This window comes from Desulfurobacteriaceae bacterium, assembly GCA_039832905.1.
Classification (GTDB): Bacteria; Aquificota; Aquificia; order Desulfurobacteriales; family Desulfurobacteriaceae; genus Desulfurobacterium.
Map to the genome: position 1 here is coordinate 1 of JBDOLX010000086.1, position 17,320 is coordinate 17,320.

General features: G+C 36.1%; 20 protein-coding genes and 1 tRNA gene. 12 read left to right on the forward strand and 9 right to left on the reverse strand.

The window, feature by feature from the left end; genetic code table 11:
• The 3 genes from ABGX27_06080 to ABGX27_06090 all read left to right on the forward strand — a co-directional run.
• Positions 1-255: metal-dependent hydrolase (locus ABGX27_06080; GenBank protein ID MEO2069065.1), on the forward strand; the 255-nt coding region annotated here is incomplete at its 5' end.
• Positions 252-914: a fructose-6-phosphate aldolase gene (gene fsa, locus ABGX27_06085; protein ID MEO2069066.1), complete on the forward strand. Its 663-nt coding sequence runs from the start codon at positions 252-254 to the stop codon at positions 912-914. The genes ABGX27_06080 and fsa, both read left to right, overlap by 4 nt.
• Before the next feature lie 13 nt (positions 915-927).
• Positions 928-1,470, forward strand: coding sequence for a hypothetical protein (locus ABGX27_06090; GenBank protein MEO2069067.1), 543 nt, complete (start codon positions 928-930; stop codon positions 1,468-1,470).
• 19 nt (positions 1,471-1,489) lie between these two features.
• Here the strand turns inward: ABGX27_06090 and ABGX27_06095 are convergent, their stop codons facing one another.
• The 4 genes from ABGX27_06095 to ABGX27_06110 all read right to left on the reverse strand — a co-directional run bounded on the left by ABGX27_06095 (position 1,490) and on the right by ABGX27_06110 (position 4,129).
• Positions 1,490-1,732 carry a KH domain-containing protein gene (locus ABGX27_06095; GenBank protein ID MEO2069068.1) on the reverse strand — a complete coding sequence of 81 codons (243 nt, stop codon included), beginning with the start codon at positions 1,730-1,732 and terminating at the stop codon, positions 1,490-1,492.
• Positions 1,733-1,748: 16 nt separating this feature from the next.
• Complete coding sequence (rpsP, locus tag ABGX27_06100; GenBank protein ID MEO2069069.1) at positions 1,749-1,979, reverse strand: 30S ribosomal protein S16; 231 nt, start codon at positions 1,977-1,979, stop codon at positions 1,749-1,751.
• 65 nt (positions 1,980-2,044) lie between these two features.
• Entirely contained in the window at positions 2,045-3,391 is a 1,347-nt protein-coding gene (ffh, locus tag ABGX27_06105; GenBank protein MEO2069070.1) for a signal recognition particle protein, read from the reverse strand.
• A gap of 12 nt (positions 3,392-3,403) precedes the next feature.
• A complete protein-coding gene (locus ABGX27_06110; protein ID MEO2069071.1) occupies positions 3,404-4,129 on the reverse strand; it encodes an MBL fold metallo-hydrolase in 726 nt (241 codons plus the stop codon).
• 63 nt (positions 4,130-4,192) lie between these two features.
• Between ABGX27_06110 and ABGX27_06115 the strand changes: the two genes are divergently transcribed.
• Both ABGX27_06115 and ABGX27_06120 read left to right on the forward strand, forming a co-directional pair.
• Positions 4,193-4,278: transfer RNA gene (locus tag ABGX27_06115), tRNA-Leu, on the forward strand.
• Positions 4,279-4,359: 81 nt separating this feature from the next.
• On the forward strand, positions 4,360-4,971 hold the full coding sequence (locus tag ABGX27_06120; GenBank protein ID MEO2069072.1) for a GTPase domain-containing protein: 612 nt from the start codon (positions 4,360-4,362) through the stop codon (positions 4,969-4,971).
• Here the strand turns inward: ABGX27_06120 and ABGX27_06125 are convergent.
• Genes ABGX27_06125 through ABGX27_06140 form a run of 4 tightly spaced genes read right to left on the reverse strand, consistent with a single transcriptional unit; the run spans position 4,937 to position 8,166 of the window.
• The gene (locus ABGX27_06125) at positions 4,937-5,659 is read right to left on the reverse strand and encodes an aminotransferase class IV (GenBank protein ID MEO2069073.1); all 723 of its coding nucleotides are present in this window, start codon (positions 5,657-5,659) and stop codon (positions 4,937-4,939) included. The genes ABGX27_06120 and ABGX27_06125 overlap by 35 nt on opposite strands.
• Positions 5,656-6,309: a DNA repair protein RecO gene (recO, locus tag ABGX27_06130; protein ID MEO2069074.1), complete on the reverse strand. Its 654-nt coding sequence runs from the start codon at positions 6,307-6,309 to the stop codon at positions 5,656-5,658. The genes ABGX27_06125 and recO overlap by 4 nt, the downstream gene beginning before the upstream one ends.
• Complete coding sequence (ychF, locus tag ABGX27_06135) at positions 6,309-7,412, reverse strand: redox-regulated ATPase YchF (GenBank protein ID MEO2069075.1); 1,104 nt, start codon at positions 7,410-7,412, stop codon at positions 6,309-6,311. The genes recO and ychF overlap by 1 nt, the downstream gene beginning before the upstream one ends.
• Positions 7,413-7,428: 16 nt before the next feature.
• Positions 7,429-8,166, reverse strand: a complete 738-nt coding sequence (locus tag ABGX27_06140; GenBank protein MEO2069076.1) for a methyltransferase domain-containing protein — start codon at positions 8,164-8,166, stop codon at positions 7,429-7,431.
• Between the two features lie 41 nt (positions 8,167-8,207).
• Here ABGX27_06140 and ispG point away from each other — a divergent pair, with 41 nt between their 5' ends.
• The 4 genes from ispG to ABGX27_06160 are packed head-to-tail and all read left to right on the forward strand — an operon-like array spanning position 8,208 to position 11,282.
• Positions 8,208-9,281 (forward strand): flavodoxin-dependent (E)-4-hydroxy-3-methylbut-2-enyl-diphosphate synthase, encoded by a 1,074-nt coding sequence (gene ispG, locus ABGX27_06145; protein MEO2069077.1) that lies wholly within the window; start codon positions 8,208-8,210, stop codon positions 9,279-9,281.
• Positions 9,275-9,607 carry a dihydroneopterin aldolase gene (locus ABGX27_06150; protein MEO2069078.1) on the forward strand — a complete coding sequence of 111 codons (333 nt, stop codon included), beginning with the start codon at positions 9,275-9,277 and terminating at the stop codon, positions 9,605-9,607. The genes ispG and ABGX27_06150 overlap by 7 nt, the downstream gene beginning before the upstream one ends.
• A complete protein-coding gene (locus ABGX27_06155) occupies positions 9,604-10,677 on the forward strand; it encodes a diguanylate cyclase (protein MEO2069079.1) in 1,074 nt (357 codons plus the stop codon). Before ABGX27_06150 ends, ABGX27_06155 begins: the two co-directional genes overlap by 4 nt.
• Positions 10,674-11,282 (forward strand): epoxyqueuosine reductase QueH, encoded by a 609-nt coding sequence (locus ABGX27_06160; GenBank protein MEO2069080.1) that lies wholly within the window; start codon positions 10,674-10,676, stop codon positions 11,280-11,282. Before ABGX27_06155 ends, ABGX27_06160 begins: the two co-directional genes overlap by 4 nt.
• Here the strand turns inward: ABGX27_06160 and ABGX27_06165 are convergent.
• Positions 11,275-12,963 carry a bifunctional diguanylate cyclase/phosphodiesterase gene (locus ABGX27_06165; GenBank protein MEO2069081.1) on the reverse strand — a complete coding sequence of 563 codons (1,689 nt, stop codon included), beginning with the start codon at positions 12,961-12,963 and terminating at the stop codon, positions 11,275-11,277. The two genes, ABGX27_06160 and ABGX27_06165, sit on opposite strands and share 8 nt — an antisense overlap.
• Before the next feature lie 174 nt (positions 12,964-13,137).
• Between ABGX27_06165 and ABGX27_06170 the strand changes: the two genes are divergently transcribed.
• The 3 genes from ABGX27_06170 to ABGX27_06180 form a co-directional block, all read left to right on the forward strand.
• The gene (locus tag ABGX27_06170; protein MEO2069082.1) at positions 13,138-13,659 is read left to right on the forward strand and encodes an adenine phosphoribosyltransferase; all 522 of its coding nucleotides are present in this window, start codon (positions 13,138-13,140) and stop codon (positions 13,657-13,659) included.
• 48 nt (positions 13,660-13,707) lie between these two features.
• The gene (locus tag ABGX27_06175; GenBank protein MEO2069083.1) at positions 13,708-15,621 is read left to right on the forward strand and encodes a PBP1A family penicillin-binding protein; all 1,914 of its coding nucleotides are present in this window, start codon (positions 13,708-13,710) and stop codon (positions 15,619-15,621) included.
• Positions 15,622-15,703: 82 nt separating this feature from the next.
• Positions 15,704-17,320, forward strand: a 1,617-nt coding sequence (locus tag ABGX27_06180) for a DNA topoisomerase (ATP-hydrolyzing) (GenBank protein MEO2069084.1), incomplete at its 3' end; no start/stop codon positions are given.

Here is a 17,320-nt window from a genome sequence, read left to right on the forward strand (position 1 = left end):
TTTTCTATCGGCTATGCTTCCCACATTCTTCTTGATATTTTAAATCCTCTCGGTGTTCCGTTTTCCTACAAGTATTACCCAAGGTTGTCTTTAAAGTTTGTCCGATCAGGAAAGGTGGGTGAAATATTTGTTATACTTACGCTCGTTGCAATTCTTATTTATTTTGTTGACGAAAAGCTCATTTCTTTCTCAAGTATTGTAGATAAAGAAATTTTAGAACTCTTTGAAAAAATCGCAAAGGAGGTTAAAGGATGAAGTTCTTTATAGACACCGCAGATATTAACGAAATAAAGCAAGCCATGGAAATGGGAATGGTCGATGGAGTTACAACAAACCCAACTTTAATTTCCAAGACAGGAAGACCGTTCTTAGAGGTAGCTAAGGAAATAGTTGAAACTGTTCCTGGACCCGTAAGTCTTGAAGTCGTGAGCTTAGATGCCCAAGGAATGATTGATGAAGCAAGAAAACTTGCTAAACTTGGTGACAACGTTGTTATAAAGATACCTATGACAACCGAAGGACTTAAGGCTGTAAAAGTTCTTTCTCAAGAAGGTATAAAGACAAACGTTACACTTATCTTCTCTCCTCTCCAGGCACTTCTAGCTGCAAAAGCAGGAGCTACATATGTTTCTCCATTTGTTGGAAGGCTTGACGATATTGGACATGATGGAATGGAGCTAATTTCCCAAGTTGTTCAGATTTATCAAAATTACGGCTTTGAAACAGAAATTATCGTTGCAAGTGTAAGACACCCACAACACGTTCTCCAAGCAGCCCTTATTGGTGCAGACATCGCTACAATTCCATTTAAAGTAATAAAACAACTCTCTAAGCATCCTCTTACAGACATCGGGCTTGAAAGATTCTTAGAAGACTGGGCAAAGGTTCCAGATAAAGACTCCATTTTCAAGTAAACGGGATGGTAGAATGGGGAACAGGAAGAAGGTTTGGGAAACCTTAAAAAATGTTATTGAAGATCTTGAAAAGGTGGAAAGTAGTATATACTTCCTTGAAAAGGAACTAAGAGAATACGAGGAAATAATAGATAAAAATTCCTTAATCCCTAAGGAAAAGTTCGCAAAAATTCGTATTCCTCGTTTAATAGAGAGGTTAAAGTATTTCCCTGATGAGGTCTTGGTAGGCGTTAGAATTTCTTTCTCTATAGCCGACAAACCAGAGGATTTGGACGAGAAGGAAATTATTAAAGACGTTTTTTCTTACATTGATAGCCACATTAGACCAAGTGACTTTTTATTTGAACTTGATGAAAAAACTTTAGGAATTCTTTTTACTCTAAAAGACAAATCCCACTTAGAACTTCTCTTAAAAAGATTGGAAAATCTACTGTTAGAGTTTAAGACTAAAATCTACAGTAGTAAGAGAGCTCTTGTCAACTATCAAGTAAAAAGCACCGTAATTTCTATAGATGATAATGCTGACGTTGTCTTAAGTAAACTAAAGGAAGGATAGAAAAGGGGGAAAGTCCCCCTTACTTTTCTATTATTTCAAGGATAGCCTTCTTGTTTAATCTATTAGCAGCTGCAGAAAGGAGAGTTCTTAGAGCTTTCGCAGTTTTTCCTTCTCTACCAATCACTTTCCCAAGATCTTTAGGGTCAACAGAAAGCTCAATTACAACTGTTCTTTCTCCTTCTGCAACATTTACCTTTACGGCTTCTGGGTTATCTACAAGCTTTTTAGCTACACATTCAACAAGTTCCTTTAAAACGGACATTCTTTCCTCCTACTACTTACTGTATAGCTCTCTTAATAAGAGAAGCAGCTCTATCGGTTGGTTGAGCTCCTTTAGCGAGCCATTCCTTTACTTTCTCAACATCAAGCTGAAGTTCCTTGGACTTAGGATTGTAAGTTCCCAAGATATCTATTGTTCTTCCGTCTCTTCTAGCACGGCTATCAGCCACTACTATTTGGTAGATAGGAAGCTTCTTTCTTCCCATTCTCTTTAGTCTAATCTTAACCAAGGCTCTCCTCCTAACAAAATAAATTTTGCTTGGTAATTTTATTCCAAAAGAAATTTAGTTCAAGTTTACATAAATGGAAAAGGGAATCTACCTCCCTTTTTGGCCAATTTTTTCTGCATTTTCCTCATTTGCTTCATTGCCATCTTCATTTGGGCAAACTGCTTTAAAAGTTCTTCCACTTCTTTTACGGAAGTTCCGCTACCTCTTGCTATTCTCCTTTTTCTACTTGCATTTATGATTGCGTGGTTTCTTCTCTCTTCAGGAGTCATAGAATTTATGATTGCTTCTATTCTTTTTAGCTTCTTATCATCTATAGCCTTTTCGAGTTGTTTTAAAACCTTTTGGCTGGACAATCCTGGAATCATTCTTATAAGCTGCTGAATAGGCCCAAGTCTTTGAATCATTCTAAGCTGTTGTCTAAAGTCCTCTAAGGTAAATTCGCCAGAAAGTAACTTCTCCTGCATAGAGAGTGCTTCTTTCTCATCTATTACTTGTTGGGCCTTCTCAACTAAAGAAACTATATCACCCATTCCAAGAATTCGTGATGCAATTCTATCTGGATGAAAAGGTTCAAAGTCATCTATTTTTTCTCCAACACCCGCAAACTTTATTGGTTTTCCTGTTACTCCCTTAACGGATAAAGCCACCCCTCCACGGGCATCAGAATCCATTTTGGTAAGAACAATTCCATCCATTCCCACTTTTTCGTTAAAAGCCTTTGCTATATTGACAGACTCCTGACCAGTCATTGAGTCGATAACAAAGAGAGTTTCATCTGGATTAACTTCATCTTTTATTCTTTTTGCCTCATCAAGCATCTCTTCATCAATGTGAAGTCTTCCTGCAGTATCAACGATAAGAACATCATAATCTTCTTCCTTAGCTACTTTAAGAGCATCCTTGGCTATCTTAACAGCGTCTTTCTCGTTTTCCTCTAGGAAAACAGGAACTCCTATCTTATCTCCAAGCTTTTTAAGCTGAAGCATCGCTGCTGGTCTGTAGACGTCACATGAAGTAAGAAGAACTTTTTTCCCTTCTTTTTTGAGGTAGTTTGCAAGCTTTCCTGCTGTTGTGGTTTTACCAGAACCCTGGAGACCAATCAAAAGTATTACAGAAGGTTTACTTTTTAGGTTTAACTTTTGGTTTTCTCCCCCTAAAACCTCTACAAGTTCATCGTGAACAATTTTTACAAGCTGCTGTGCAGGGTTAACTCCTTTTATAACTTTAGCTCCAAGAGCTTTTTCTCTTATATCCTTTATGAAATTTGAAACAACTTTGTAGTTTACATCTGCCTCAAGAAGGGCAAGTTTTATTTCTCTTAAACCTTTATCAAGAGTTTCCTCATCTATCCTTCCCTTTCTTCCAATTCTTTCTATTGCAGCTTGCACTTTTTCAGCTAAGGCGTCAAACATTAATTACCTCCTCTATAAAACTTTTTCGTCCAATGGAATTTCCAATCCTGCAAATACTTCTATAAAGTTATCCTTCCATTCCTCCTTGAAAATCTCTATTCCTTTTTCACCTGTGCAGTGGCAAGGAGCAACAAAAGATGCAAATTCCTTGAGTTTTTGCGCAATCTCCTTAATTTCCTTATCTCCTAACTTGTAAAGATGAAATCCTCCTATTATCAAAAACAGTTTTTCACCCACAACTTGAGTTGCTTTCTTGGCAATTTCTAGAATTCCTGGATGACTGCAACCAACAAGTAGAACGTAACCGTTCACAGTACTAACCAAAAGGGACTGTTCCACTCTCGGACTAGGAATTCCGGTTTCCATTGGCTTTAAAGCGATAGTTCTATCCGAAATATAAGTCGTAGAGGAAATAGGAACACAAACTACCCCTTCTGGAAGCTTTTCTTCAAAGTTTTGAACCTCTTCTTCAGGAATGAAAATATCAAAGCTTTTATTTTCATTTAAAATGAAGGGAAGACCTCCCACGTGATCCCAGTGATTGTGAGAAATGAAAACAGCATCTATTTCCCTGGGGGCTATACCAAAATTTTCCATGTTTCTTTTCAAAATTTCTGGTTTTGCTCCTGTATCAAATAGGAGGTTTTCTTCACTAAGTTCCACAAAAATTGAAAGTCCCCAATCACCTGCAAATTCATCATTTCCTCTGTTGTCATAAATTACCTTTAAGTTTTCCATCTTCCACCGTACCCCTAAAAGTTTTTGACTATATTTTAAGATTAAAAGTCTAAAGAAGATATTGCCCGGGTGGCGGAACTGGCAGACGCGCAGGATTCAGGATCCTGTGCCCTCGGGGCGTGCGGGTTCGAATCCCGTCCCGGGCACCAAGTTGAATAAAAGTTTACCTTTTAAAACCCAAAGTATATAATAACTTAACTAATACTTAACCTAAAAACATAGGGTTAGAAATGGGCATATATAAAGAGGGAAATAAAGAAATACACTTAAAAATTGTTTATTGGGGATCTGAAAACTCAGGAAAGACAGAGAACATACTTAAGTTAAGCGAAATTTTGAAATATAAAGGGGAAATAATTACTCTCTCTACCGAAGAAGGAAAAACCATCTATTTTGACTTTTTCAGTCCTACAGTTAGCCTTCAAAACGGGGTAAAAGTTAAGTTCCTTCTCTACACTTCCTCAGGAAGAAAGAACGCAGAAGCAAACAGAGGACTGGTTATAGATGGCACAGATGGAATAGTATTCGTTGTAGACTCTGAAAAGGATAGAATTAAAGACAATAAAGACTCTTTTGAGGAATTAAAAACTGTCTTAAAAAAGAAGAACTTGGAAAACATTCCAATTATTGTTCAGTATAACAAGAGAGATTTACCTTCAGCACTTCCTGTAGAGGTATTAAGAAAAGAGCTTGAATTAGAAGGATACGAAGAAGTAGAGGCTATTGCAAAAGACGGGAAAGGAGTTGAAGAAACGTTTAAAAAGATAGCAAAATTAAGTTTAAAAGCTTTTCTTAAGAAGATACAGCTTAAGGAAGAAGATTTGGGGAACTGCTGTAGCTAAATAATTTTAGTAGTCTTTCTCTATAACTTTTGATAGGTAAAGGAGGTAATTCCTTTCCGTTTATATTTTTAACCCTTGCTATATCGTACCTTGCACTTACGATAAAAACTTCATCAGCAAGAAAGAGATCCTTTAAAGTGTAAAAACCTTCAAAGACGGGAACTCCCATCTGTCTTAAAGTTTTTATTAAAAACGATCTTCTCGTTCCAGATAAGCACCCTGTTCTTAAAGAAGGGGTAAAGAAAATACCGTTTTTTACAAAAAAAATATTAGCAAACGCTGTTTCAGACACAAAACCGTTTACGTCTAAAAGTAAAGCTTCGTCTCCTCCCCTTTCTTTTGCTTTTTCAAGAGCGTAAAGAGAGTCCATAATGTCTACTTTCTTGTGTAAGGATAAGGGTGAGAAGTTTCTCCTTATATCATCTATAAGGATAAGGGATACTTCCTCTTTTTTCTCACAAACTCGGGACGAAACTTCATAACTTCCGTCCTTAAAGATCGTTAAACGAACAAGTGAAACGGGGAAGCTTGCGTTTTTTTCAATCTCTTCTTTAAATTCTTCAAAGCTTAGTGAGAAAGGAATCTTTAAAACTTTTGCACTTCTTTTTATCCTTTTGTAATGGTGGTCTATGAGAACAGCCTTTCCGTTTTCTACTCTAACGGTTTCAAAAATTCCAAAGTATTTCATAGCCTTAACCTTAAGTGTTTTTCAAAAACGGTATTTATAACATATAGGTTTCTAAGGGAAATCTTTTCATTTTTCACTTTTGAGAAAGGTTCCTTTGCAAGTCTTATGGAGAGTTTTGAGAGAAAAACATTCCAAGGAACTATTTCTTCACTCTTATTTTTGCACTTTTGACACAAAACCCCACCTTTTGAAAACGAGAATATAACTATCCTTGAATTTCCACAATCTATACATTTGGTAAGTGCTGGAAAGATACCCTCAATGAAAGAAAACTTTAAAAGAAACATTGTGTAGGCAAGTTCAAATGAATCCTCTACTAAAAAGTAGTTATCTATCAGTTTAAACAGTTTTTCATTTCTTGGAAGCTCTCGAAAGATTAAAAGCTTTGATATCCTTGAAAGGTAATAAAACTGTTCTAAACTTTGCGGAAAGTGGTGTCTTACCAAGAAAGCTTCCTGTAGTTCCCACTTTTCTCCCTTTTGAAGAACTAAAAAACGACTAAGGGAAAAAAGGTCAAGTTTGAGGGGGAAATCCCCCCTCTTAGTTTTGGCAATAAAATCCACTTTTCCTAACTTATCTGTGTAGGCTGTAATTATTTTTAGTTTATTTCCTAATAGCTTAGAACGTAGGATAAAACCTTTAAGTTCCATCAAACATTAAACCTAAAGTATATTATGTCTCCGTCCTGTACTTCGTAATCTTTACCTTCTAATCTCATTAATCCTTTTTCCTTACAAGCCTGCATAGAACCTTCTCTTATAAGGTCTTCATACTTTATAACCTCAGCCCTGATGAAACCTCTTTCAATGTCTGAGTGGATTTTTCCAGCGGCTTGGGGAGCTTTTGTTCCTTTCTTAATAGTCCAAGCCCTTACTTCTTGTTCACCAGCAGTAAAGAAAGTAATAAGGTTAAGAAGCTTATATCCTTCCCTTATTACTATGTTAAGACCTGGTTCTTCCATTCCAAGTTCCCTTAAGAACTCCTCTTTCTCCTCTCCTTCAAGTTCTGTAAGCTCTGCTTCCACTTTTGCGCAAATCTTTACAAGGGGAGCTTTCTCTTTCTCTGCAATTTTTCTAACCTTCTTAACGTATTCGTTATCTTCTAAAAGCCCTTCTTCATCAACGTTTGCTATGTACATAACCGGCTTTGCCGTCAAAAGAGCAAGTTCTTTTACAACTCTTTTTCCTTCGTCATCTAAACTTTCCATATATGGATAAATCCTCTCTCCTCTTTCAAGTATTTCCTTAAGTTTTTCTAAGGCTTCAACCTCAGCTCTCGCTTTCTTGTCTCCAGCTTTTGCTTGCTTTGAAACCTTGCTTAGTCTTTTCTCCACACTTTCGAGGTCTTTCAAAACAAGTTCTAAATTAATTGTTTCAATATCTCTCTCAGGGTCAGCGCTTCCATCTACGTGGACAACATTTTCATCTTTGAAACATCTTACAACGTGCGCAATAGCATCAACATTTCTAATATTTGCTAAAAACTGATTCCCAAGCCCTTCTCCTCTGCTTGCACCCTTTACAAGCCCCGCAATGTCAACAAATTCTATAGTGGTAGGAGTAATCTTCTGAGGTTTCACGATCTCCGCTATCTTGTAAAGTCTTTGGTCGGGAACTTCAACTACTCCAACGTTTGGTTCAATGGTACAGAAAGGGTAATTTGCAGCTTGAGCTTTCTGTGAGTTTGTCAAAGCATTAAAGAGTGTAGATTTTCCAACGTTCGGTAATCCTACTATTCCACAGCTCAGTCCCATAACCTCTCTCCAAAGTCTAGATTTTTTTTAAGGTCAAAAATAAGACTTTATAGTTTATAGGAAACTTTCCATTTTCTGAAAACAGTTCATAAAACCTTTTAATGAGTCTTTTATTTACCCTTCCTCTTCTAAAAGGGTTTTTTGCTCCTATCCCATTAACATACTTTACAGCCTCCTTTGGTGAATTAAACAAAGCGACAAAATCTTTCCGTTCAAACTCTAAAAGTTTGAACCTTACTCTACTAAAAGAGTTAAAAATTTCGCTTTCCGTTGGAAACTCGAAAAGTACATCATCTTCGTTGAAAACTTCACGGTAAGCTTTTTTCCAAGCCGATAAAAGTTTTCCAAGACTTCCCTTTACTGGAGTGGAAATAAGAGCTACTCCGTGATATTCAAGAACCCGATTGATTTCTCTAAATCCTTTCTCTAAATCCATCCATTGAAGGGCAAAGTTGGAAAAAACTATACCGAAAGATTCGTCTTTGAAAGGTAAAAATTCAGCATCCCCGCAACAAGTGGTTAAACCTTTTTTTCTACACTCCTTACACATTCCAAAGGAAATATCTAGAGTAATAACTTTCCCAAACTTTTGTGAAAGCTTTCCCGTTCCAGCACCAAGATCAAGAATAGGTTTAAGACCTGAAAAGAGTTTGAGTCTTTTAGAAAGCAATTCCCCCGCTTTTAACTGCAGGAAGGCAAACCTTTCATAATTTTTAACAGACTTTGAAAAGTTTTTTCTAATCCTGTCTTTCATGATGGTGTAGAATATAAACCTAATGTCCTTTGGAGTCCAAAATGGAATGGATAAAAAGGAGAAAGACAAAAACCGTTTATGTGGGTAATGTTCCAATAGGAAGTGAATACAAAATCGTTGTCCAATCAATGACAAATACTTTTACAGAAGATGTCAAAGCCACCGTATTCCAAATAAAAGAACTTGAAAGAGTCGGATGCGAAATAGTTAGAGTTGCAGTACCAACGAAAGAAGCTGCAAAAGCTTTAAAGGAAATAAAGAGAGAGATTTCTATTCCTATTGTTGCCGATATCCATTTTGACTATAAACTTGCCCTTTACTCAATAGAAAATGGAGCGGACTGTATAAGGATAAACCCAGGAAATATAGGAGAAGATTGGAAAGTTAAAGAGATAATAAAACTTGCAAAAGAAAAAGGCATTTCTATAAGGGTTGGGGTAAATTCCGGTTCAATTCCGAAAAGCATTTTAAGTAAGTACGGAAAACCTTCTGGAGAAGCTCTAGCTGAAACAGCTTTGAATTACGCAAAGTTTTTTGAAGACAACGATTTCCAAAACTTAAAGTTTTCTTTAAAAGGGTCTAGCGTGAAAACTACTGTTATTGCCAATAAGATCTTTGCTTCTTCTACCGATTACCCTATTCATATAGGAATAACAGAAGCTGGAACTTTACTTTCTGGAGCGGTAAAGTCAGCTGTAGGGGTTGGAATACTTCTCTTTGAAGGTATAGGAGATACTATAAGAATTTCTTTGTCTGCCCATCCGAAGGAAGAGGTAAAGGTAGCTTACAAAATCTTGAGATCTCTTGGTCTGAGGGAAAGGGGAGTAGAGATAATTTCCTGTCCAACTTGTGGAAGATGTATGGTAGATGTGGAAAAAATAGCTAAAGAAGTCGAGAATAAGCTTGAACATATAGAAGTTCCTCTAAAAGTAGCAGTAATGGGTTGTGCAGTAAACGGTCCTGGAGAGGCAAAGTTTGCCGATGTTGGAATTGCAGGAGCTAAGGACTACTTCCTACTCTTTGTCAAAGGAAAAGTAATAGATAAATTTCCACAAAAATTTGCTTTAGATAGACTCTTAGAAGAAGTTGAAAAGTTAGCGAGGGAAAAATGCTAAAAACATCGGTTTTCATTGAAGATTTAAAACTCTTTGTAAAGTGTGGAGTTTTTGAAGAAGAAAGGAACTTAGGTTTAGAGGTTTTGATTGATGTCAAGGTAGAAGCTAAAGATTTTATAGATTATCAGGAACTTTTTGGCACTATTGTTGATGTAGCAAAAGGTAAGTTTATCTACCTTGAAGACTTTGGAAAGGATATCATAGAAAAGATAAAGTCAAAATGGAAGGCTGAAAAGATTTCTATAAGAATTTCTAAACTAAGTGTTCCTTTTCAAAACTCTTTTAAAAGAGCTGGTATAGAGATAATATGGGAAGGCCAAGAATGAAGATAGAATGCGAAATACTTCAAAAAATTAGGGAACATAATCGAGTTTCAAACGAAGAATTAAAACTGATAACTACTATAGCTAAAGAGGAATTAAAGTTTCTCGTACGCAATAATATTCCTATAACTCCCGAGAACTATGCCCTTTGGTTTGAAATATTTTGCTACATAGTCAAAAATAATCTAAAGCTTTCAGACGTAGAAATCATAAAGCTGTTTAAGGCTAAATACCCAACAGTTAAGTCTGTAGAAAATTTTCTAGTTAAGATAGATCCAGAAGACGATAGGAAGCTGATTCACGAAATAGCTAAGGAGATAACGGAAGAAGTAGAAGAACTTTTGGAAATTTTAGACGAACATCAGAAAAGCTTAAAAGACAAGGAAGTCTCCATGAAGGAGATAAAGGAAACCATAGAGGATAGAACGGTAAAAGGAATGTTAAGTGAAGTTCTCGATGAGTTGAAAAAGATAAGGGAACAGAATGACCAGCTTAAGAAAAAGTTGGAAGAGTCGAACCAAAGGATAAAGAAGCTCTCCGATGAACTCGAAAAATCTAGAAGAGAAGCTTCCCTTGACTTTCTAACACAAGTTGCGAATAGAGCAAGCTTTGATAGAGCCATTATCGATATGGTGAAGGATTTTTATGAAAAGAACTATCCTTTTGCTCTTTTAATGATTGATATCGATAACTTCAAGAAAATTAATGATAACTACGGTCATCAAGTTGGTGATTACGTTTTGAAAGAAGTAGCAAAAACTATAAAGGAAAACTTAAGAGCAAGAGATCTTGTTGCAAGGTACGGCGGTGAAGAATTCGCAGTTCTTTTACCAGGGGTTTCTTTTGGACAATCTGTCCAGATCGCGGAAAGGATAAGGAAAGGGGTAGAGAAAAAACTTTTCGAATGCAAGGATAAAGAAATTCCTGTTACCGTAAGCATTGGAGTTGCTTTTATGAGAGAAGGTCTTGATGAAAACAGTTTAATAGAAAAGGCGGATAAGGCTCTATACTTAGCCAAAAATTCTGGTAAGAACCAAGTAAAAACAGATTTAGATGTGGAGTTAAAAGAATGAGAGTTTTACTCCATATATGTTGCGCTCCCTGTGCCTGCTATCCATTAAAAGTTTTAAAAGGAAAAGGATATGAAGTCGTAGGACTTTGGTATAACCCCAATATTCATCCCACAACAGAGTTTGCAAAACGAATGTTGGCTGTAAAGGAACTCGAAAAAATAGAAAAAATAAAGGTCATCTACTTTGAGAACTATAACCTTGAAGAATGGTTAAGGAATGTTTCTTTTAGAGAAGAAAGACCTGTAAGGTGCCAAGTTTGCTATTCAATGAGACTGGAAATGGCTGCAAGCGTTGCAAAGAAAGGAAAGTTCGACTTTTTTACTTCAACCCTCTTTTACAGTAAATATCAAAAAAGGGAACTGATGCTACCTCTAGCCGAAAATGCGGCTAAAAAATTTGGAGTTAGGTTCTTAGACATTGACTTTCGAAAAGGCTGGAAGGAAGGAATAGAGATTTCAAAGGAGTATAAACTGTACCGTCAACAGTACTGTGGTTGTATTTACTCAGAGAAAGAAAGGTATACAAAAAACAACAAAGTAGAACCTGAGTGGTGCAAGAAAGAAATCTTAAAAGAAAGCGAAAGAATTTTGGAGTTTTTCAAATAATTACAGGCTTTCCATATAGAAAGCCCTGACAAAAGACTCTATTCTGCCCAGTTTCTAAAGAAAGATCTCTTAGAAGTTCTTCTAACTCTTGATTTTCAACAAATTCCGCAACTACAAAAACATCTCTTTCTTTTGCCATTTTGAAAACACATTCAAGGAAAATCTTGCTGAGGTTATCCTTTAGAGCCTCCTTGACAACGGAACCATCAATTTTTACTCCATCTATATCCAATTCTTTCAAAAGATGATAATTTGAGTACTTAACTCCAAAATCATCAACAAGAACCCCTATTCCCAACTTACGCAGGTAGAAAATTTTTTCTTTTATACCCTCCATCTCAAGAATGTCATCTCTTTCTGTAAGTTCTACAAAAATTCTTTCTTTTGGAATTTTGTATTCGTCTACCTTTTCTAAAAACCAAAAGAAACTCTCATTTAAGAACGATGAAGAGAGGTTAAATGACACTTTACCTTCCTTTTTATAACTTTTCATAATTTCAAGCGTTTTCTCAACAATAATTTGATCTATTTTCCTTTCTATGTTTGGATAATAAGCCAGTTCAGAAAAGCTACTTGGTGATAAGTATTTTTTCTTACCAATATGAACTCTGGCAAGGGCTTCTTCAAAGAAAGTTTCCCCTGAAGAAAGGGAAACCACCTTCTGAAAAGCTACCTTTATTCTTTGCTGGTTAATAGCTTCAATAAGGTGAAAAGTTGCCTTCCTTTTGCTTAAAAGACATTCAACATCTTCCTTTCTTATTATTTTTATTCTTCCTTTGCATTCGTCAGTAAGGGTAAGGAGAGAACGTGTCAGAACCCAAGTCAAAGTGTCCGGATCAAGGGGGAACTCTAACTCTATAATTACTGCAGAAAAAGAAGGTCTTATTTCCATCATACCGTACTTTGTTGGTAGCGTTGCGAACTCCTCGGCTTCCCTTTTTAGTGCAAAAAGTCTTTCCTTCGTTTTTTCCAGGTCTAAACTTGTTAAGAGTAAAAACTCATCATTTTCTAAGCGAAAAATGGAAGATTCCCTAAATCTAAACTGAAGTAATGAAGAAACCAAAGCTAATAGCGAATTTCCAACCGGATAACCACAATAAAAGTTTATCTCTCGGAAATTGTCTAAGTCTATAAGAACAGCTGTTTTAGAATCATTTATGATTTTCCTTCCATGGCTCATAAAGTAGCTTCTGTTAGGAAGTTTCGTTATACGATCTATTTCCTTAGTCTTTTCTATGTGTTTAAGTCCGTCCATTATTACATAAACACCACTTAAAAAGACAAAGAAAATAAACTTTCTAAAAACATCTTCCTTTTCAGGAGGTATCTCTTGAAAACTTACTGTCTCCCTGTAGAAAACAGCAAAGTCTTTCAAGAAATCAACCAAGCTTATTCCTGCATCAAAATGAGTTTTGGAAATGGTTCTCAGGTAAACTTCAAGATTCGCTTCACCTCTCAAGAGAAGTTCTAAAAAGTTTTCTATGGTTCCTTCAAAAGCTTGCGAAATTTCCCTTTCTTCTAAGAATTCTGCTGATCTAGGTAGATGTTCAAAAATATACTCCTTAGTTTTCTTACTTAAGCTTTTTTTAAAATTTTCAGAGAAAAAAGGAAGTAATTCTCTAAATTTTTTTATATCTTCTTCTTTTAACCCTAACTCCTTAACTAATTCAAAGAATTCCATCTCCTCCCTTCCTTTAGATACAAGAAAAATAGAGAATAACTTGACTTACTTTTTATCACTTTATCTTATCACAATACTTAATTCTCAAGAAAGAAACTGGTAAAATTCTTGCAAAAGAAGATACTAGGAGGTCGTAATATGGAAAACTTCACTGATGTTAATCTTCAAAAAGAGATAGAGGAACTTAAATCTCTTATCAGGGATATTCCAGATTTTCCAAAGCCAGGAATTGTTTTTAAAGATATAACTCCTCTTCTTGCCAAACCTTGGGCTTTTCAAAAAGTGATTGATTACATCGGAAACAGGTACATTGGACTTGGAATTGATATAGTGGTAGGAATTGAATCAAGAGGTTTTATATTAGCCTCTGCCCTTGCTTATAAGATTGGAGCAGGATTAGCTATTATTAGAAAACCTGGGAAACTTCCATATAAAACGATAAGTGCTACTTATACCTTAGAGTATGGAGAAGATACAATAGAAATTCACCAAGATGCCATTACAAATGGAATGAAGGTCGTTCTAATCGATGACGTTCTTGCAACAGGCGGTACTATGAGTGCGGCTATTGACCTCGTAGAACAGCTTGGTGGAAACATTGTAAGTGTTGATTTCCTCTTAGAACTCACTTTCCTCGGAGGAAGGAAAAAAATTACTGATAGAGGATACCCTGTATTTTCATTAATTAAGGTTTAAATTTAGGGGGATCCATATCCCCCTTTAAAACCCTATCGGAGAAGGTAAGTGGGAAGAATATTAATTCTTTTTGTTTTGCTTTTCTCTTTTTCTGTGAATTCCAAAGCTTCCACTTGGTACAAAGAAAAGCTTCTCCCGGACTTTGCATCAACTATCTACGACAGAAACGGAAACGTTATAGGTTTTTTCTACAGTGGTAAATTTAGACTCTACGCTCCATATAAGGAAATTCCAGATACTCTTATAAAAGCTGTTATAACTGCTGAGGATGAAAGATTTTTTGAACATAAAGGTATAGACCCTGTTGGAATCTTAAGGGCTGCCATAACAGACATATCAAAAGGAAAAGTTGTTCAAGGTGGTAGTACCATAACTCAACAGCTTGCAAAGTTAATATACCTGTCACCCAAAAGAAGCATAGATAGAAAGCTAAAAGAGCTTGCCCTTGCTAAAAAACTTGAAGAAAACTTAACAAAAGAGGAGATTTTAGAACTTTACCTTAACTATATTTACCTTTCCAACGGAGCTTACGGAGTAAAAGCTGCTTCTTGGGTTCTCTTTGGAACTTTGAATTTAGAAAAACTTACAGTTGCCCAGTGTGCCTTGTTAGCAGGTATCATAAGAGGACCAGAGTACTATAACCCTTTCAAACACCCAGAAAGGGCAATAAAGAGACGGAACTTTATTTTAAAGAAAATGCTTAAGGCAGGTTATATTTCAAAAGAAGAATTCGAAAAAGCCATAAAAGAACCCTTAACTCCCTTAAAGAAACCCAACCGACCTAAGGTAGCTGGCTATGAACTAGATCTTGTTAAGTTTGAAATAGCAAGAAGAAAAATCGTTCCGTATAGAACTATTTTTACCAAGGGCTACAAGATAAAAACGACGATAGATAAAGAAATACAGAATTTTGCCCAGAGGATTCTTTCTTGGTATAACGAAAGGTATGCAGAAGTTCACAATGTACCTGATCTTCAGTGTGCCGGAATGGCTATAAATAGACGTGGAGAGGTCTTATTTGTTGTTGGAGGTAAAGACTACAACGAAAGTAAACTAAATAGGGCTTTTCAGATCTTAAGACCCATAGGTTCTACTGCAAAACCTATAACTTATCTTACAGCTTTCCAAAAAGGCTGGTCTCCTTTAGATTTTGTTTCCAACGAACCTATAGAAATTCCAATGGAAATAGATAACAGTACTGGAAAGGTAATAAAATGGTGGAGACCTGAAAACTACAGTGGAAGATTTTCTCCTTTCGTTCAGGTTAGAAAAGCGCTTATAAAATCCATTAACGTAGCAACCGTCCACTTAGCTTTAAACTTTCCAAACGCTATAAAGAAAAACTTTGTTAAATTTGAGTTTATAAACGGTTCTTCTTTTGATTTATCTTACGTTCTTGGAAGTTTCCCAGCAAACCTTTACAGGATAGTTAGGGCATATTCAGCAATACAAGATGATGGTTTATTAAAAGAACCTTTTGTTATAAAGGAAATAGGAAGTAGAAAAGGAAAAATCCTTTATAAAGGAAAACCTATTGTAAAAACTGTTTCAGATCCTTTGTCCATCCAAATCTTAAGGTCTGTTATGCAAGATGTTGTAAAGGAAGGAACGGCTAGAAGAATTTCTTACTTGACAAAGTGGTTTGATGTAGCAGGAAAAACGGGAACTACGAACGATTTTAGAGATACCTATTTCACAGGTTTTACAACTTCATTCATTATGAGTGTTTGGTTTGGGAGAGATAGTTATGAAACTATGTGGAAAGGATCTACAGGTGGTGGTGTTGCAAGTCCTCCATGGGCAAAAATAGCTAAGAAAATTTGTTCAAAATACGGTTGTGGACAGTTCAACCCACCTTATGAGGATGTTGTGGAGAATTACCCGTTACCTACACATTTCCCTGAAAAGGAAATGGAAGAAATCTTTTACGAAGAGCTTGTTAAAGAAGCAGAAGTTAAGTAACCCCAAGTGTTATAATTCCTTCACAAACTTCAAGGAGGTTTCTTAAGTGGAAAAGATAATTCCTATTGCAATAGAAGAAGAAATGAAACAGTCCTACCTCGATTATGCCATGAGTGTAATCGTAGGTAGGGCTTTACCGGATGTAAGAGATGGACTAAAACCTGTTCATAGAAGAATTCTTTACTCTATGTATCAGCTTGGACTTTATCCCGATAAACCTTATAAAAAAAGTGCAAGAATTGTAGGAGAAACTTTGGGTAAATTCCATCCTCACGGTGATACAGCCGTTTACGATGCTCTGGTAAGAATGGCTCAAGATTTTTCCATGAGATATCCTCTTGTAGATGGTCAAGGAAACTTTGGTTCTGTTGATGGTGACGCAGCTGCTGCAATGCGATACACTGAAGCAAGACTTTCCAGAATCTCAATGGAACTTTTAAAGGATATAGAAAAGGATACTGTGAACTTTAGACCAAACTTTGACGATAGCCTCTTAGAACCGGAAGTCTTGCCAGCTCGTTTTCCAAATCTACTCGTAAACGGATCTTCCGGTATTGCAGTTGGAATGGCTACAAACATTCCTCCACATAACCTAAAAGAAGTTTGTGAAGCTGTCAAACACTTAATTGACAATGAAAATGCAACTACCGAAGACCTTATGGAATTTATAAAAGGACCCGACTTTCCAACGGGAGCAGAAATAATTAATCCTGAAAACCTCTTGAAAATCTACAAAACTGGTCGTGGAAGCATTACTTTAAGAGCAAAACATAAGATTGAAGAGGTTAAAAAGAAAACAGCAATAGTTATCACCGAGCTTCCTTACCAAGTAAACAAGGCATCGCTAATAAAGCAAATTGCAGATCTTGTTAAGGAAAAGAAAGTAGAAGGTATTTCTGACATAAGAGACGAATCCGACAGAGAAGGAATCAGAATTGTAATCGAGCTAAAGAGGGATGCAACCCCACAGGTTGTTCTAAATAAACTTTACAAATTTACCCAGCTTCAAACAAACTTTAACTTTAACATGATTGCACTGGTAAGAGGAGAACCTAAACTCTTAAGTCTAAAAACTTACCTAAGGGAATTTATAGAGTTTAGAAGAGAAGTAATTCTTAGAAAGACTTCTCACAATTTAAGAAAGGCAGAAGAAAGACTCCACATTTTAGAGGGCTTAAAAGTCGCTCTTGATAGCATAGATGATATTGTGAAGATTGTTAAAGGTAGTGAAAGTCCTTCAAAAGCTATTGAAACTTTAAAAGAAAAGTTTTCCCTTTCTGAAAGGCAGGCAAAAGCTATCCTTGATATGAAACTTCAAAAGCTCACAAGCCTTGAAAGGGAAAAACTTGACAGCGAAATAGAGTCTCTCAAAAAGGATGTTGAATACTACAAATTTGTTCTTTCAAATATTGAAGAGCAGAAAAGGCTTATAAAGCAAGATCTTGATGAGATAATTAAGACTTTTGGAGACGAAAGAAAAACCGATGTAGTCTCAAAAGAAGCTGAAATAGACATTGAGTCTATGATAGAGGATGAAGAGGTGGTCATATTCTTTACCCATAAAGGTTTTATTACAAGAACGTCTGCCAAAAGTTATAAAGCCCAAGGAAGAAACGGAACTGGTGTAGTTGGCATAAGAACAAGAGAAGGAGACTTTGTTAAGGATGTAATAACTGCTTCCTCTAAAGACTACCTTCTC

Excerpts from the sequence above, each read along its gene's own strand:
- ABGX27_06110 (MEO2069071.1), bottom strand. The coding sequence starts at position 4,129 with ATGGAAAACTTAAAGGTAATTTATGACAACAGAGGAAATGATGAATTT.
- ychF (MEO2069075.1), bottom strand. The coding sequence starts at position 7,412 with ATGGGACTGAGCTGTGGAATAGTAGGATTACCGAACGTTGGAAAATCT.
- fsa (MEO2069066.1), top strand. The coding sequence starts at position 252 with ATGAAGTTCTTTATAGACACCGCAGATATTAACGAAATAAAGCAAGCC.
- ABGX27_06155 (MEO2069079.1), top strand. The coding sequence starts at position 9,604 with ATGAAGATAGAATGCGAAATACTTCAAAAAATTAGGGAACATAATCGA.
- ABGX27_06120 (MEO2069072.1), top strand. The coding sequence starts at position 4,360 with ATGGGCATATATAAAGAGGGAAATAAAGAAATACACTTAAAAATTGTT.
- ABGX27_06150 (MEO2069078.1), top strand. The coding sequence starts at position 9,275 with ATGCTAAAAACATCGGTTTTCATTGAAGATTTAAAACTCTTTGTAAAG.
- ABGX27_06125 (MEO2069073.1), bottom strand. The coding sequence starts at position 5,659 with ATGAAATACTTTGGAATTTTTGAAACCGTTAGAGTAGAAAACGGAAAG.
- recO (MEO2069074.1), bottom strand. The coding sequence starts at position 6,309 with ATGGAACTTAAAGGTTTTATCCTACGTTCTAAGCTATTAGGAAATAAA.
- ABGX27_06090 (MEO2069067.1), top strand. The coding sequence starts at position 928 with ATGGGGAACAGGAAGAAGGTTTGGGAAACCTTAAAAAATGTTATTGAA.
- ispG (MEO2069077.1), top strand. The coding sequence starts at position 8,208 with ATGGAATGGATAAAAAGGAGAAAGACAAAAACCGTTTATGTGGGTAAT.
- ABGX27_06140 (MEO2069076.1), bottom strand. The coding sequence starts at position 8,166 with ATGAAAGACAGGATTAGAAAAAACTTTTCAAAGTCTGTTAAAAATTAT.
- ABGX27_06160 (MEO2069080.1), top strand. The coding sequence starts at position 10,674 with ATGAGAGTTTTACTCCATATATGTTGCGCTCCCTGTGCCTGCTATCCA.
- ABGX27_06165 (MEO2069081.1), bottom strand. The coding sequence starts at position 12,963 with ATGGAATTCTTTGAATTAGTTAAGGAGTTAGGGTTAAAAGAAGAAGAT.
- ABGX27_06095 (MEO2069068.1), bottom strand. The coding sequence starts at position 1,732 with ATGTCCGTTTTAAAGGAACTTGTTGAATGTGTAGCTAAAAAGCTTGTA.
- ffh (MEO2069070.1), bottom strand. The coding sequence starts at position 3,391 with ATGTTTGACGCCTTAGCTGAAAAAGTGCAAGCTGCAATAGAAAGAATT.